Origin of the sequence: Bifidobacterium pseudolongum subsp. globosum (assembly GCF_004155535.1) — a bacterium.
In the GTDB taxonomy this organism is placed as follows: domain Bacteria; phylum Actinomycetota; class Actinomycetes; order Actinomycetales; family Bifidobacteriaceae; genus Bifidobacterium; species Bifidobacterium pseudolongum_C.
The window spans coordinates 245,952-260,208 of the sequence record NZ_RYUH01000009.1; the positions used below are offsets into that span (position 1 = coordinate 245,952).

A 14,257-nucleotide genomic window follows, 5' to 3' on the forward strand; every position below is an offset into this window, starting at 1 on the left:
TATGTGCGGCGGGCAACGCCGGCCGCGTACCATGGGGTGTATGAGCGAAACAATCACCTATAGGACGCTGCGCCGCGAGGACTACCCGGCGCTCACTGAACTGCTGTGCAACACGTGGTACCTCAAGCCCGACACCGACCGCGATCTGGCGATGAAACTCGCCGAAGCCGATCTGGAATACTGCTTGGCCCGTGCGACGACCGCGCATGTGGCGGTGCAGGGCGAGACCGTGGTCGGTGTGGTGCTGGGCCGCATCGACGCCGCGGAGACGCGCAAGGGCGTGAACAGGCACCACCGTGCCAGCATGAAGATCCTCGCCTCGCTGCTGTTCAACAAGCAAGGGCGCGCCGCGCTGCAGAAACTCAAGAAGAACGAGGAAGCGAACCGGAACATGCTCGCCGAGGCGAAGAAGGAAGGGCATGCGTACGACGCCGAAGTCGTGTTGCTGCTCGTCGACCCCTCGGTGCGCGGCCAAGGTGTGGGCAAGCACCTGTTCGATTGGCTGCTCGGCCAGTTCAAGGCCAATGGCGTGACCCGCTACTTCCTGTACACCGACACCGGATGCGACTACCGGTTCTATGACCGTGCAGGCCTGACGCGCCGCAAGGTGCTCGACATGGAGCCGCACACCGTGCAGGAGGACGCCGAAGTGCAGCAGGAGGCCTCCGACCTCGATGAGCACCTGCACGCGTTCCTGTATGACAACGAGGTAGCGCCGGCGAACGAAGGCGTCAACCCGCTCGGCCGCGACTGAACAGGGGCGGCATGGCACAACCTGAGACTACCAACGCGGGCGGCGCGTACGAGCTGCCCGCGGGGTTCGCACACTGCTCGAAACTGCGCCCCGTGCTCGAGGCCCCTACAGCCCTGGACCGCGTGCGCGCGCTTGTGGCGATCCTGCAGGGGCCCGACGGCTGCCCGTGGGACGGCGCCCAGACCAACAGGTCGCTCCTCAAACCGCTGCTCGAGGAGACCTACGAATACATCGACGCCGTGGAATGCGGCGACCGTGACAACATGCGCGAAGAACTCGGCGACATGCTGCTCCAATCGGTGTTCCAGGCGCAGATCTGCGCGCAGGACCCGCACGACCCCTTCGGCATCGACGAGGTATGCGACCGGCTCGTCACCAAACTGATCACACGCCATCCGCTCGTGTTCCCGCCGGATGGGGCCGCAGGCGACGAACTGGACGCCGAAGACACGCTCGCCGTGTGGGAGCGGATGAAGCAGCGCGAAAAAGGGCGCCGGTCCGTGCTCGACGGCATCTCACACGCACAAGGCGCCCTGCCACGCACCGCGAAAGTGGTCTCGCGGGTGGGGAAATCCGCACGCCACGAGCGGCTCGAACAGGCGTTTGACGCACCGAGCGCGCTTGCGGACGACTACGCCGACCAGATTGTGCGCATCGTGCGGCAGGCGCAGGCCGCCGGCGTGGACATCGAAGCCGATTTGCGCAACCGCCTGCGTGAAATCGAACAGGACATCACACGATTGGAGCAATCCGGCGATGATGAAGATCAGTGAACATGAATTCGAGCAGGCGGTCACCGAAGCGCTTGCATCGGTGCCGCAACGGTTCAAGGATGTGCTGCACAACATCGCGATCACGGTGGCCGATGAACCCACGCCCGAACAGCTGCACACGATGACGCACGGGCACGGCGAGCTGCTGGGCCTCTATCAAGGCATTCCGATCACCCAGCGCGGCACCGGGTACGCCGGGGTGATGCCGGATGTCATCACCATCTTCCGTGGCCCGCATGAACGCGTGTGCTCCACCCACCGTGAGCTTGTGGAGCAGATCCAAAAAACCGTGCTCCACGAGATCGGGCATTATTTCGGGTTCGACGACGCCTATCTGCACTCGCACGGCTACTGACGGGCGCCGTGCGTCACACGATCTGTGTGCCGAAGGGGAACAGCGCCAGCTTGGCCATTTTGAATGCCTGCAGGCCGAACGGGATGCCGATGATCGTGATGCAGTTGGCCACGCCTGCTACAACATAGCCGATGGCGAACCACAGGCCCACGAAGATGACCCAGATGAAGTTGAGGATCGCCGAGCCGGCACCCCCGCCGTACACCACCTGTGTGCCAAAGGGGGTCAGGGTGAGCTGGGCCATCTTGAACGCCTGCTTGCCCACCGGGATGCCGATGATCGTGATGCATAGGATGACGCCGACCACAGCCCAGCCGAACGCTAGCGCAAGGCCGCCGAGCACAAGCCACAGAATGTTTCCGATAAGTCTCATGCCCCACCAGTGTAATGTCGGCGGGCATGGTTGTCACGCGGTGTCCGCGGTCCGGTGACATTGGCCGCACGCCATGGCATACTGGCCTATGGCGCCAACCGGCGCCCACGGTACGCAGGGGGACTCGCATACGAGTTGAGAGGGCCATCACATGGCCCGACCCTTTGAACCTGTTGGTTAACACCATCGTAGGGAGGCGACGACCATGGCATTCGAGCCACAAGAACCCATCACCCTGACCAATCTTCCACCATTCGCGCAGCGCATGCGCGACGCGGCGGACGTGGTATGGGAGGAAGGCTACCGGCAGCCGTTCATCCGCGAACTGGGCGCGGGCACACTGCCCAGCGACACCTTCGCGTTCTATTTGATCCAGGACGAGCTCTACCTCAACGACTACGCGAAGGTGCATGCGCTCGCCGTCACCAAAACCGACGACAACGAGGTCATGGCGTTCATGGCGCAGGTGCAGCATGCGATCTTCCATGTGGAAAAGACGCTGCACAACGAGTACCTCGCCTCGTTCGGCGTCACGGCACAGGACATGCGCGATGCGCGCCAATCCGCGTTCGCCCGGGCCTATACCGCGAACATGCTTGCCACCGCCTATGGCGAGGACCTGATCGACATCCTCGTGGCCGTGCTGCCGTGCGCATGGGTGTACGCCGACTATGGGCAGCGCCTTGCCCGCGAGTTCGCCGGCACCTTGGACTCCAACCCGTACCGCAGCTGGATCGACACGTACTGCACCGACGAGTTCTGGCAGTCCTCCGTGTGGCTCATCGAACACATCGAGACCATGGTCCAAACGCTCGACGAACCGCGCAGGCGCAGGCTCGTCGAGCACTTCGTGCGCGGTGTGGAGTACGAATACATGTTCTGGGCGAGCGCCTACGACCATCAGATGAGCTGGCGCCCGGAGTGGAACGGGCTCGCCGACTGAGCCACACACTTCTCATCGTATGGGAAGAGGCCCCTGATGTTGTTGTGCATCAGGGGCCTCTTCCCATATGCTCTGTGCCGCTCTACTCGCGCACGAGGCGGATGTGCTCCACGTCGTCGCGCTTGGAGCGGCGGTAAAGCACGCAACGGTTGCCGATCACCTGCACGACCTCGGCGCCGAGGCGTTCGGCGAGCATGTCGGCCGCCTCGTGGGAGTCGAGGCCGGAGCCGTCCTGCACCTGCACCTTGATCAGTTCGCGCTTCTCGATCGTCTCGTCGGCCTGGTTGACAGCGGTCTCGCTCAGGTCGTTCTTGCCGATGTACACGAGCGGCTTGATCTGGTTCGCCGCGGCGCGCAGCTGCTTGATCTGCTTCTTCGTCAATGCCATGTGTTCGTTCCTTTAAGTCCTGCGTATGCACATGCGTGTTGCCGCTCCATCGTAACGGAACGGCACGATGGAGCGGCAACACGGCAACGGTCAGAAGTCGAAGTCGTTCGGGTCGGGGCCGTTGCGCTTGCCGGTGTCGAGCGAGCTGATGAGCTGCATCTCCGATTCGTCGAGCTCGAAGTCGAACACGTGGATGTTCTGCATGATACGGGTGCTGTGCACCGACTTCGGCAGCGGGATGACGCCGCGCTGCAAGTCCCAGCGCAGCACGACCTGTGCGGACGACTTGCCGTATTTCTCGCCGATGTCGAGCAGGCGCTGGTCGGTGAGCAGGTTGCCGCCGGTGCCGCCGAGCGGGCTCCATGCCTCGACGGCGATGTCCTTGCCATGGCAGAAGTCGATGAGGTCCTGATTGGGGAATGTGGGGGAGGACTCGACCTGATCCACCGCGGGCAGCACGTCGGTCTGCTCGAGCAGGTCGGTCAGGTGGTTCCGTTCGAAGTTGCTCACGCCGATCGCGCGCATGCGTCCTTGCGCATAGAGCTCCTGCATGGCGGCCCACGCATCCTGCCAGCCTTCGGCCGGCCAGTGGATCAGATACAGGTCCACATAGTCCAGACCGAGCCGGTCCAGGCTCTCCTGGAACGCGTCCTTGGTGCGGTGTTTGCGAATGTCGTCGTTCCACAGTTTCGTGGTGACGAACAGGTCGGCACGGTCCACATCGCTTTCGGCGATGGCCTTGCCCACCGAAGCCTCGTTGCCGTATACGCTCGCCGTGTCGATATGGCGGTACCCGTCCTCGATGGCGGTGCGCACGGCGTCCACGGTCTGTGGGCCGTCCTCGACCTGGAACACACCGAAGCCGATCTGTGGGATCATCACGTCGTTGTTGAGCGCGGTGCAATGGTTCTCTTGTGCCATGATTCCTCGATTCATGCAGGGAAGACGGCGAAGGCCGTCACTGCCCTCCATCGTAATCGAGTGGCACCGCGTGCCGTGGGCGTCGTGCTCTGCGAGAACAGGCGCGGGGCGGTGGCGGAACAAAGAAATGTGCACCCGGCAGTTGGCCGGATGCACATTCAGTCACGACTCGGCGGTTCGCGCCCTGCCATGGTCGCGTCCTTGTGGGACCCATGCGAGAGCCTGATACAAACCGTTGACGTTGAACCCGTCTTCTCTCAACGGACCGCCCGGTGATTGTGTCATCGCGCGATCCGATGGTCGCTATATATCAATATGTCGTATTGTGCCGGTGTGGCGCCACTTCGGCTCATATTGTGAACACGGCGCTGAGTGCGAGCGCGCACAGCACAGCGGCCACTCCGGAGAGGAACCACCAGTCGCGCGCACGCATGCGCAATGCATGCCAATGGGAACGCGGCTCGCCCTCCTGATAGCAGCGGGCGTCGAGCGCGAGCGCGAGGTCGTCCGCGTGGCGGATCACCCCCGCGAAGATCGGCACGATGATCGCGCACATGGCGCGCACCCGCTGGGTGGGCGAGCCGGTCTCGATCGAGCCGCCGCGGGCCGCCTGCGCGTCGCGGATCGACACCGTTTCGTCGGCGATCGTCGGCAGGAACCGCAGGGCGAGCGACATGACGAGCGCGATCTCCTGCACATGCAGGACCTTGCGGAACACCGACATCATCGATTCGAACGCGTCGGTGAGCGCGGTGGGCGTGGTGGTGAGCATGATGACCGCGCCGAGCACGATCACGAGCATGAAGCGGATGGTGTAGAGCGCGGCGACGGTGAGGCCTCCCGTCGTCAACGCCCAGTCGCCGATATGCAGCAGTGGCGTGCCGCTGCGCACCACGAGCATGTTGAACAGGCCCATGATCAACAGCACGACCGCGAACATGCGCGTCGAACGCCACAACACACGCACGCCGAGCCTGCTCGCGGACGCGATCGCCAAGGTCGCCGCGCACCCCACGGCCAACTGCGTCCACGATGTCATCGTGAACGCGGAGAACATCAGCGCGAGGAATCCGATGACCTTCGCGCGCGGGTCGAGCCGGGAGATGACCGAATAACGCGCGTCCGACGGCGCGATGCGCGGTTCGGGCGCCTCTTCGCGCGCCGTCGTGCGCCCGCCGAACACGAGCATCGCATCGGCGAGCTGTTGCGCGGCGTGCATGTCGTGCGTGATGAGCAGGATCGTGACGCCTTGACTGTGCAAGGTGCGCATGATGGCGTGCACACGCTCCACAGCCGCCTCGTCGAGCGACGCCGTCGGCTCGTCCATGACGAGCACGCGCGGGCGGCAGGCGAGCACGCCGGCGATCGCGGCGAGCCGCTGCTGGCCTCCGCTGAGCGAGAACGGGTCCCTATCGGCGAGGTCGGCGATGCCGACGAGGTCGAGCGCCTCCTGCACGCGCGCACGCACGGCGGCGTCATCGAGCCCCTGGTTGCGTGGGCCATAGGCCACGTCGTCGCGCACGGTGGCGGCGAACAGCTGCCGTTCGGGGCGTTGCATGATCAGGCCGAGCGAACGGCGCAACGCCTTGCGTTGGCGCCGTTTGGCATGGTGCCAACGCAAGGCCTCGACGCATATGGCGCCTTCGTCGGGGGCGATCAGCGCGCACAGCAGACGCGCGAACGTCGTTTTGCCCGATCCGTTGGGGCCGATGAGCGCCACGGTGGAACCGCGTTCGATGCCCACGGTCAGATCGTCGATCACCGGCGCGCCGTGGGCGTAGGCGAACGAGACATGGTCGAACACGACCGCCGGGTCGTGTGCGGCACGCCCCACGCGCGGCAGGTCGGGCAACGCGGCGCCGGGGCTGTGCACTTGGCTTGGTGTGCCGTGCGCGTGCGCATACCGTGCGGTCACGTCGCGCACCACGCCGTGCTCGACGGCGAGGATGCGGTCGGCGTGGGCCACTTCATCGGGGTGGTGCGTGACCATCACGATCGCGGTGCCGCGTTGGTGCACGCGTTCGATGATCGCGAGCACGTCGGCGCGCGCCTGCGGGTCGAGCATCGCCGTCGGTTCGTCGAGCACGAGCACGCGGCTGTCCATGGCGAGCATGCCGGCGATCGCGACACGCTGCTGCTGGCCGCCGCTCATGGCGGTGGGGTCGGCGTCGCGCAGGCCGTCCATGCCCACCGCGCTGAGCGCATCGTGCACACGGTCGCCGATCAGTGCCGGCGCCACGTTGAGGTTCTCCGGGCCGAACGCCACATCCGCGGCCACGGTCGTGGTCACGATCTGGTCTTCGGGATTCTGGAATACGACGCCGATCGAGCGGCGCGCCTTGCGGTATGCGTCGGCGTCGGCGCCATGCGCGTCATCGAACACGGTGTGGCCCATCAGTCTCACCGTGCCGTGGTCGGGGGCGGCCAACCCGGCGATCAGGCGCGCGAGCGTGGATTTGCCCGCGCCGTTGGGGCCCACGAGCGCGATGCGCTCACCGGGCCCGACGCGCAAATCCACGCCGTCGAGCACCCAAGTGGCGCCGCCGTCGTAGCTGAACCGCACGCCGTCGAGTTCGATCGGCGCGCGCGTGCCTGCGCCTCCCGTCATCGGTTGAGCAGATTCGAGATCGGCTTGTAGATGAGGAAGGTGATGACGCCGTGCAGCGTGAACTTGATCAGGTTGAACGGCAGCAGGATCGGCACGATCATCTTGGCCACCGCGGCCATCGACATGTGCGCGTAGAGCGGCGTGATGAACAGGTTGCCGATGATCGCGGCCACGATCGCGCACAGTGCGCCGACCACGATGCCGGCGAGGGCGCCCTTGCGCGAGGTGTGGCGCCGGTAGACCAACGCGGCCGGCACCGAAAGCGCCAATGCGACGCCGATCGCCATGATCGAGCCCCACGGATTGGTGAAGATGTGCGGCAGGAACCCGAGCACGCTCACGATCGCAGCCGCGGAGGGGCCGTACGCGAAGCCGGCCACAAGGCAGACGATGCCGGACGGGTCGTATTTGAGCCACGGCGCCGCCGGCATGAGCGGGAACTCGAGGAAGCTGACAGCCATCGCGAGCGCCACGAACAGCGCATACATGGCGATGCGTTTGGTGGACCAGCGGCCTTGGTCGCCGGCTCCGGTCGTGTGCGCGTCGTCTGGGCGGCGGCTGCGAGGGGTGGATGAGGATATGGTGGACTTGCCCATAGGGGGTTCTCCTGTTTCTTCCATCCGGACTATGACCGTTGGCTCTGGATTCCGACCAGATCCACCGCTGCACGCGGGTTGCGGGCTCCGCCTTGGTCCGCCCTTGGGGCGTATGGCGCTACCGCCAGTAAGGAATTGCACCTTCCCTGAAACTTGGCAGCACCATCTATACGCCATCCACACGATAATCGGACGGTTTGATGGCGGCCGTCTGTGGAAAACGACATCAAACCGGGAGTATCATGGAGTGTGTTACACGGCAGTACGAGTGGGAACAATCGTTTCCAGAGAAATGCGTCCATTATGTGAACACTCGCACTGGGGTGCAATATTTAACCATTGAACTAATATATGATGGGAATGACGGCTTGAAGACGTGCCGTTGTGACGCGCACATACCATAGGAGAGGTTGCGATGATTGAGACCGCACAGGCATTCGGCGTAGACATCGGGGGATCCGGCATCAAGGCTGCCCCGGTCAATCTGGAGAAGGGCGAGTTTGCACAGCCGCGCCTGAAGATCCTCACCCCGGAGCATTCCACCCCCAAGGCCGTGGGCGACATTGTGCGCCAGCAGCTCGAGCATTTCGAGGTGCCCGAGGACGCGCCGGTCGGCATCGCGTTCCCCGCGCCGATCCACCCGGGCAAGAAGCTCGACTTCATGGCCAACCTCGACCAGTCGTGGATCGGCGTGGACGTGACCGAGGTCTTCTCCGAGGCGTGCGGGCGCCCGGTGACCGTGGTGAACGACGCCGACGCCGCGGGCCTCGCCGAACAGCAGTTCGGCGCGGCCAAGGGTCAGGAGGGCCTTGTCATCGCCACCACGCTCGGCACCGGCATCGGCACCGCGCTCATCTACGACGGCGTGCTAATCCCGAACACTGAACTCGGCCACATCCAGCTGCCGAAGGGCAAGGGCGACGCCGAGAAGTACGCGGCCTCGTCGGTGCGTGAGAAGCTCGACATGGGCTACAAGAAATGGGCCAAGCGCCTGACCAAGTACTACAGCCTCATGGAGCTCTACTTCAGCCCGGAGCTGTTCGTGGTCGGCGGCGGTGTGAGCCGTGTGTCCGAGAAGTTCCTGCCGTACGTCGACATCAAGACCCCGATGGTGGCGGCCACGCTGCACAACGAGGCGGGCATCATCGGCGCCGCCTACTACGCGAGCGTGCAGCAGCACGACTGATCGCGGCCGGTCGGGCCTGGGCGTATCCAAGCCAAGCGAAGGGGCGTTGCGTGCATTGGCATGCAACGCCCCTTCGCCATGCCTGGCGTACAATCACACCCATGCGTTTTTCCCACCGAGTCGACATCAGCGAACCCAATCCGATCGCCCTCGCGGAGCGTGCGATGCGCGCGCGTGGCGCCACGCCCATCGCGCTCAATGATTCGAACCCCACCCACCATGGGTTGGCGCCCCACCTGCTGCCCGAACCGTATGCGGCGGAACCGCGCGGCCAGTGGTATGCGCGCGAGGCGCTCGCCGCGTATCTGGGCGGCGGCGCGGGCGCGGACGACCTCTATCTGCTCAGCTCGACGTCGCAGGCCTACGCGTGGCTCATGAAACTGCTGTGCGACGCGGGGGACGCCGTGCTCGCGCCGAAGCCCGGCTATCCGCTCATCGAATCGATCGCGCGCCTCGAATGCGTGGAACCGCGGTTCTACCAGCTGCGGTTCGACGGATCGTGGACGATCGACACCGCGCAGATCGAGCAGTTGCTGCGTGACGACACCGGGCACCGCATCCGCGCGCTCATTGTGATCAACCCGAACAACCCCACCGGCTCGTACGTCAAACCAGGCGAACGCGAACAGCTCGTCGCCCTGTGCCGTGCGTACGACGTGGCGATCATCGCCGACGAGGTCTTCTTCGACTACGCCCTCGAACCGTTCGAAGGCAACCGCAGGTTCGCCGGTGAAAGCGGCGTGCTGACCTTCGCGCTCGACGGCTTCTCCAAGACCCTGGCCGCGCCGCACGCCAAAGTCGGGTGGATCCGCGTCTCCGGCCCTGATGACGATGTGCGCGAGGCGACGCGCCGGCTCGACGTGATCGCCGACGACTTCCTGCCGATGAGCGAACTCGTGGCACGCGCCGTGCCGCCGATGCTCGCCGCGGCGCCCGATCAGCTGCAGCGGGTGCGCGCACGCACGCAGGGCAATCTGCGCCACCTGCATGAACTCCTGCGCGCTGACGCGCTTGGCGTGGTCGATGTGCTGCGCGCCGAAGGCGGCTGGAACGTGCTGCTGCGGTTCCCGAGCGTGATCGATGAGAACGAGCTCGTGCTGTCGTTGATCGAGTGTGCCGGCGCGAGTGGTCAGCCCGGGTATTTCTTCGATATGCCGGCGAACGGCTACCTCGCGCTTTCGCTGCTCGCCGAACCGGAGCGGTTCGCGTCGAATGTGCGGCTTGTGCTCGACGCAGTGTCGCGTGCGCTCGATGTGAGCGACTGATATTTGCTGCGGATGAGCTGCGTGTAGAACGAGGCGGCACGTTGCGGTTCGCCGTCGAACACGAGATGCGTCTCGTCCATGACGATCGTACGGGTGATGCCATACGACTCGTGGGTGATCAACCCCACGTCGTGCGTCGAGAAGATGACCGGTGTGCCGCAGCTGAGCAGTCGGCGCGCCACATGCGCGGAACTGATCTCATCCAGACCCCGCGTGGGCTCGTCGGCCACGAGGATGGCGGGGGATGTGGCGCTCGCCACAGCCCCCGCGAGCAGGTGCAGGCGTTCGCCGTCCAGTTCCTCGTACGGCACATGCCTGACCTCAAGCAGGTCAAAGCGTTCGAGCAGTGCGCCCACGCGTGCGATGCGCTCGTCGAGCGACACACCATGGCGTTTGAGGTATTCGAGCAGCGCGGCCTCCACACTCGATGCGCGCCGGAAATGCGATTCGACATGCGCAAGGTCCACGATCCCCACGGCCGCCTCGATCCTGCGGCGGCCCGCATGGTGCGTGGGTTCGCAGTCTGTGCCGTCCAGATTGAAGGCGATCGATCCGCCTGTGGGAATGGCCGCGGCGCCCAACAGCCTGACGAGGGTGCTTTTGCCGGCGCCGTTGAGTCCGATGATGGCCACGTTGCCTTCACCGGGGGCGAATGTGCAGCTCGTGGGGGCCAGTCCCACGGTGCCGTCCGCGTAATGGTATGACGCATCGGTGAGCGTGATGCCCACATGGCTGGGCGTGTGGGGCGGATCGCGATGCAGCAGGGTCGAAAGAAAGTTCATAAGTGCCCATTGTAGGCATGCCTACGGCAGCAGCGTGAACCACGAGCGCACCGCATGGTAGAGCCCCGGCTCGTTGACCACAAGCATGTCGTCGCGCCCCACCACGAAGCACGACAGCACCCACACCGCGATGGCATAGGCCACCACGATCGCCACGATCGCGCGCACCCACCGACTGCCTTGCATGGCGCGTGCCGCCACGGGCAGCGCGCACAACATGAACAGCCACCCGAAATCGGCCATGTAGCGCCATCCGAACCCACCCACAATGGAGTCGAACACCAGCAGCACAACAGCCAAGGCGAGCATCGTGACCAACGTGGGCCACAATGTTCCCAGGCGCCGCCGCAGGAACGGTACCGCGAACGCGAGCGCGGCGAGCGGCATGAGCACGCACAGTCCGCCGATGGACGGTTCGGTGAACGACCATGCGGGCAACGGGGTGGGGGATATCTCGAGGAACGGGAACGTGCCGGTCGGGCGCAACGGCAGGAACAGATAGTACAAGATGGTGCCCGGCACATTGCACCATGGCGTGCTGAAGCTCGTCATGTCGGTCACGGTGATCTGGTAGGCGTTGCCGAAATCGAACGGCGAACCGAACCGCAACTGGTTGTATGCCAGGACCGGGGCCGCCACCACGGCGGCCGGTACGAGCATCCACATGCACCAAGCCCCCAATCCATGCCAGTCACGGGCATGGAACCATACGCACAGATGACGCCAGAACAACGGCAACGCCAGCACCGCGGTGAGTGCGAATGTGGGCCGGCACCCGAGTGTGGCGGCGATGCATGCGGCGCCCGCGGCCACGTGAGGCCACGAGAGCGTGCCGTCGCCGCGTTCGGCGCCCAGCCACAGCCACAACCCCCATGCCACCAGCAACAGCGAGGCCGCGAATGGAATCGAATAGAAATTGGTGCGGAACCACAGGTACGGCGCGGTGGCGCCAATCAGATACGCCACACAGGCAAGCACCACAGTGGCGAGCGGTACGGCGCCGACGATGCGCTTGAGCACGCGGATCACCAACAGGCACGAACACACCGCCATGCCGAACATGAGCAGCAGTTCGGCGCAGCGTGCGGGCAGCATCACGCCGCCGGGCACGAACCACGACGAGACCACACGGAACGGCGCGAACAGCAGCAGCGACGGCAGCACACCGAAATACGAGTACCAGTGGCCGTCGCGGAACGCGTAATCCCAGTAGACCGGCGAGACCCCCTCGTCGAACAGATGGTCGCGTTGGGCCACGTCGTACGGGTTGGCTGCCTGCGTCAACTCCTGCGGCACCGGCAGATCGAGCCACAGCCGGCCATGCAACAGCGCATCGGCGACATGCCCATACTGGTCGAAGTCGTAGGTGTAGCCGCCGTCGGTATGGAACCGCAACGGTGCGGCAAACCGGATGCCCCACACCACATGCCAGACCGTATACAACGCCAGGGGAGCGAGCGCAAGCGCGAACAGCCACCGCTGCCGCTTGCTCGCCGTGTCCAGCCGGGTGCGCCACAGCCATGAGCCGGGCAGGAACGCGATCACCACAAGCGCCATGGCCATCATCGTACCCACGCGGACCCAATCGAAATCGAATGGCACACGCACATTGGCGCGCACGTTCTCGATCGGCACGAGTGCGCCACGGGTCTCTTCGATCCAGATCGTGGTGGTGCCCGTCGCGTTGTCGCGGATGTACAGCGACCGCGGGGCGTACGGGCTCACCGATTGCTCGGCCCCGCTCACGCCATGCGCCTCGAGGCGCAGGTGCACGGTCGTGACGACGTCATCGGACCACGGTCCGGCGAGCGTCGCGTCGATCCTCCGCATAGGCGTCGGATCCACGCGCCAATACGCCGACGAGCCGTCCGACTGCGTACGCAGCCACGCCGTGGTCGGGTCGGTCACCTTGAGCATTCCCTCAGCGGTGCGCTGCAGTCCAGGGCCGAGCTCGTTGCGCACGGAGACGGAATCGCCGCTCGCGCCGATCGACAGCACGTAGGGCAGGTTGAACCACGCGCATTCCACGAACACGACGAGGAAAACGGCGATGAGTACGCGGCGCGTCAGGCGGAGCAGACGCGCGCGGCGGGGCAGCGGTGAAGTCACGTGCATTATTCTATCGGCACCATCGGCATGGAGCGCGTTGTACATTAGAGAGCATGGTTCACACGTCTGATCGCTCCCCGCACACCCCACACGCGCACCCCCGCGGCGTCACCCCGGCGGCGCTGCTCACGGCGGCGCGGCAGTGGCTTGCGCACGGTTGGGCCGGGTCGGGCGTGGGGAAGCCGGTTGTGCTCGCCCCGTGGACGCGCCGCCACGCGTTCACCGGATTCCCGGACGTGCCCGGGCCGATCCGCCCCGGCTGGGTGCAGCTGCCCGGCGCGCGCGTCTTCGCCATCGGATTCTTCCTGCCATCGCGCCGGTTCATGCAGATCGCGCTCGCCGACGACCGCGGGCGCGTCTATGCGACCGATGAGCCGAACCCGGACCTGCACGGGCGCGAACCGGAGTTCTTCCTGTTCAAGGAAGGCGAATGGACGATTCCCGACGGCCCGCGCGTGGGGCACGCCGCCGCAACGGGCGGGCGCACGATCCATGTGGCCCACGGCGGCGTGGTGTGCGCCGAAGCGAACGGTGCCAACCGGTGGCTCGCCTCGTGGATCGAGGCAGGCCGCCGGTACACGCTCGAACAATTGCGCGTGACCCTGCCCGACGAACTGCGTGTGGGGCTCGAATACCGCGACGCGGTGACGGTCGCGTTCTTCGCGGCCTATCTGCTGCCCAGGATGCGCGGACTGCTGCTCAGCTTCGGGTCGGGCAACATCTTCCGCAGGCTCGAACAGCAGGCGCCGTTGAGCGCGATCCGCGACAGCGCGCGCGACGCCGCCGAAGCGCGCGCCCACGGCCTGCGCACATCCGGGCTCGAGGACCACGCCGTCATGCTCATGCGCGAAATCGGCGCATTGGGCGACCTGCCCGCCTTGCAACCGGACCACGGCGCCGAGCCGATGCACCTGATCACCTCCGAGCTCTCCGGCAACTACTTCCTGACATGGGACACATCGCTGCCATTCGACGCGGCCCTCACCTCGATGCGCATCGAAGGCAACCTCAACCGCTTCGCCCAAGTCAGCTCGTGGCTTGAAACCAACGCGAGCCACGGCATCGAACCCACCGAAGACACCGTCTCGCAAGCCCAGGCCGCCCTCATCGACCAGGCCCTGCTGACCAACCCGGCGCTCATCGCGTTCCCGCGCACCGAACCGATCGATGTGCTGCACGGACCGGCGTTCGGCGAAGTCAACCG

13 protein-coding genes, 1 pseudogene and 2 riboswitches are annotated in these 14,257 nt (G+C 65.4%); of the genes and pseudogenes, 6 read left to right on the forward strand and 8 right to left on the reverse strand.

Annotated features, from left to right (window positions below; genetic code table 11):
* Positions 1-40 precede the first annotated feature (40 nt).
* From PG2093B_RS03725 to PG2093B_RS03735, 3 genes are read left to right on the forward strand one after another with little or no spacing between them, the layout of a single operon-like run.
* A complete protein-coding gene (locus PG2093B_RS03725) occupies positions 41-754 on the forward strand; it encodes a GNAT family N-acetyltransferase (protein WP_129897360.1) in 714 nt (237 codons plus the stop codon).
* An 11-nt stretch (positions 755-765) separates the two neighbouring features.
* Positions 766-1,527, forward strand: a complete 762-nt coding sequence (locus PG2093B_RS03730) for a MazG family protein (protein WP_129897361.1) — start codon at positions 766-768, stop codon at positions 1,525-1,527.
* Positions 1,514-1,882, forward strand: coding sequence for a metallopeptidase family protein (locus tag PG2093B_RS03735; protein WP_101398779.1), 369 nt, complete (start codon positions 1,514-1,516; stop codon positions 1,880-1,882). The genes PG2093B_RS03730 and PG2093B_RS03735 overlap by 14 nt, the downstream gene beginning before the upstream one ends.
* Before the next feature lie 13 nt (positions 1,883-1,895).
* Here PG2093B_RS03735 and PG2093B_RS03740 read toward each other — a convergent pair whose 3' ends face one another.
* Complete coding sequence (locus tag PG2093B_RS03740) at positions 1,896-2,255, reverse strand: YccF domain-containing protein (RefSeq protein WP_129897362.1); 360 nt, start codon at positions 2,253-2,255, stop codon at positions 1,896-1,898.
* A 106-nt stretch (positions 2,256-2,361) separates the two neighbouring features.
* Positions 2,362-2,467, forward strand: a riboswitch (TPP riboswitch).
* Between PG2093B_RS03740 and tenA the strand changes: the two genes are divergently transcribed.
* Positions 2,461-3,198 carry a thiaminase II gene (gene tenA, locus PG2093B_RS03745; protein ID WP_129897363.1) on the forward strand — a complete coding sequence of 246 codons (738 nt, stop codon included), beginning with the start codon at positions 2,461-2,463 and terminating at the stop codon, positions 3,196-3,198. (Overlaps the previous riboswitch by 7 nt.)
* 82 nt (positions 3,199-3,280) lie before the next feature.
* On the opposite strand, the gene PG2093B_RS03750 is transcribed toward tenA, so the two are convergent.
* The 5 genes and pseudogenes from PG2093B_RS03750 to PG2093B_RS03765 form a co-directional block, all read right to left on the reverse strand.
* Positions 3,281-3,586, reverse strand: a complete 306-nt coding sequence (locus tag PG2093B_RS03750) for a YhbY family RNA-binding protein (protein ID WP_022857707.1) — start codon at positions 3,584-3,586, stop codon at positions 3,281-3,283.
* Between the two features lie 90 nt (positions 3,587-3,676).
* Positions 3,677-4,507, reverse strand: a complete 831-nt coding sequence (locus tag PG2093B_RS03755) for an aldo/keto reductase (protein WP_129897364.1) — start codon at positions 4,505-4,507, stop codon at positions 3,677-3,679.
* Between the two features lie 349 nt (positions 4,508-4,856).
* Positions 4,857-6,497: a CbiQ family ECF transporter T component gene (locus PG2093B_RS03760; RefSeq protein WP_431520212.1), complete on the reverse strand. Its 1,641-nt coding sequence runs from the start codon at positions 6,495-6,497 to the stop codon at positions 4,857-4,859.
* Positions 6,486-7,115 (reverse strand): annotated as a pseudogene (locus PG2093B_RS09135) (energy-coupling factor ABC transporter ATP-binding protein); the annotation flags it as partial. The gene PG2093B_RS03760 and the pseudogene PG2093B_RS09135, both read right to left, overlap by 12 nt.
* Positions 7,112-7,711 carry an ECF transporter S component gene (locus PG2093B_RS03765; RefSeq protein ID WP_129897366.1) on the reverse strand — a complete coding sequence of 200 codons (600 nt, stop codon included), beginning with the start codon at positions 7,709-7,711 and terminating at the stop codon, positions 7,112-7,114. The gene PG2093B_RS03765 and the pseudogene PG2093B_RS09135, both read right to left, overlap by 4 nt.
* Positions 7,712-7,719: 8 nt before the next feature.
* A riboswitch (FMN riboswitch) is annotated at positions 7,720-7,869 on the reverse strand.
* Positions 7,870-8,126: 257 nt separating this feature from the next.
* On the opposite strand from PG2093B_RS03765, the gene ppgK reads away from it, so the two are divergent.
* Complete coding sequence (gene ppgK, locus PG2093B_RS03770) at positions 8,127-8,897, forward strand: polyphosphate--glucose phosphotransferase (protein WP_101398594.1); 771 nt, start codon at positions 8,127-8,129, stop codon at positions 8,895-8,897.
* A gap of 101 nt (positions 8,898-8,998) precedes the next feature.
* On the forward strand, positions 8,999-10,162 hold the full coding sequence (locus tag PG2093B_RS03775) for a pyridoxal phosphate-dependent aminotransferase (RefSeq protein ID WP_129897367.1): 1,164 nt from the start codon (positions 8,999-9,001) through the stop codon (positions 10,160-10,162).
* Here the strand turns inward: PG2093B_RS03775 and PG2093B_RS03780 are convergent.
* Positions 10,063-10,944 carry an ATP-binding cassette domain-containing protein gene (locus tag PG2093B_RS03780; RefSeq protein ID WP_129897368.1) on the reverse strand — a complete coding sequence of 294 codons (882 nt, stop codon included), beginning with the start codon at positions 10,942-10,944 and terminating at the stop codon, positions 10,063-10,065. The two genes, PG2093B_RS03775 and PG2093B_RS03780, sit on opposite strands and share 100 nt — an antisense overlap.
* 21 nt (positions 10,945-10,965) lie before the next feature.
* Positions 10,966-13,059, reverse strand: coding sequence for a hypothetical protein (locus tag PG2093B_RS03785; protein WP_207214995.1), 2,094 nt, complete (start codon positions 13,057-13,059; stop codon positions 10,966-10,968).
* Positions 13,060-14,257: the final 1,198 nt, after the last annotated feature.

Bases quoted from the DNA above. Each gene is read 5' to 3' on its own strand.
- PG2093B_RS03730 (WP_129897361.1), top strand. From the start codon at position 766: ATGGCACAACCTGAGACTACCAACGCGGGCGGCGCGTACGAGCTGCCC.
- ppgK (WP_101398594.1), top strand. From the start codon at position 8,127: ATGATTGAGACCGCACAGGCATTCGGCGTAGACATCGGGGGATCCGGC.
- PG2093B_RS03760 (WP_431520212.1), bottom strand. From the start codon at position 6,497: ATGGTCACGCACCACCCCGATGAAGTGGCCCACGCCGACCGCATCCTC.
- PG2093B_RS03765 (WP_129897366.1), bottom strand. From the start codon at position 7,711: ATGGGCAAGTCCACCATATCCTCATCCACCCCTCGCAGCCGCCGCCCA.
- tenA (WP_129897363.1), top strand. From the start codon at position 2,461: ATGGCATTCGAGCCACAAGAACCCATCACCCTGACCAATCTTCCACCA.
- PG2093B_RS03785 (WP_207214995.1), bottom strand. From the start codon at position 13,059: ATGCACGTGACTTCACCGCTGCCCCGCCGCGCGCGTCTGCTCCGCCTG.
- PG2093B_RS03780 (WP_129897368.1), bottom strand. From the start codon at position 10,944: ATGAACTTTCTTTCGACCCTGCTGCATCGCGATCCGCCCCACACGCCC.
- PG2093B_RS03725 (WP_129897360.1), top strand. From the start codon at position 41: ATGAGCGAAACAATCACCTATAGGACGCTGCGCCGCGAGGACTACCCG.
- PG2093B_RS03775 (WP_129897367.1), top strand. From the start codon at position 8,999: ATGCGTTTTTCCCACCGAGTCGACATCAGCGAACCCAATCCGATCGCC.
- PG2093B_RS03735 (WP_101398779.1), top strand. From the start codon at position 1,514: ATGAAGATCAGTGAACATGAATTCGAGCAGGCGGTCACCGAAGCGCTT.
- PG2093B_RS03755 (WP_129897364.1), bottom strand. From the start codon at position 4,507: ATGGCACAAGAGAACCATTGCACCGCGCTCAACAACGACGTGATGATC.
- PG2093B_RS03750 (WP_022857707.1), bottom strand. From the start codon at position 3,586: ATGGCATTGACGAAGAAGCAGATCAAGCAGCTGCGCGCCGCGGCGAAC.
- PG2093B_RS03740 (WP_129897362.1), bottom strand. From the start codon at position 2,255: ATGAGACTTATCGGAAACATTCTGTGGCTTGTGCTCGGCGGCCTTGCG.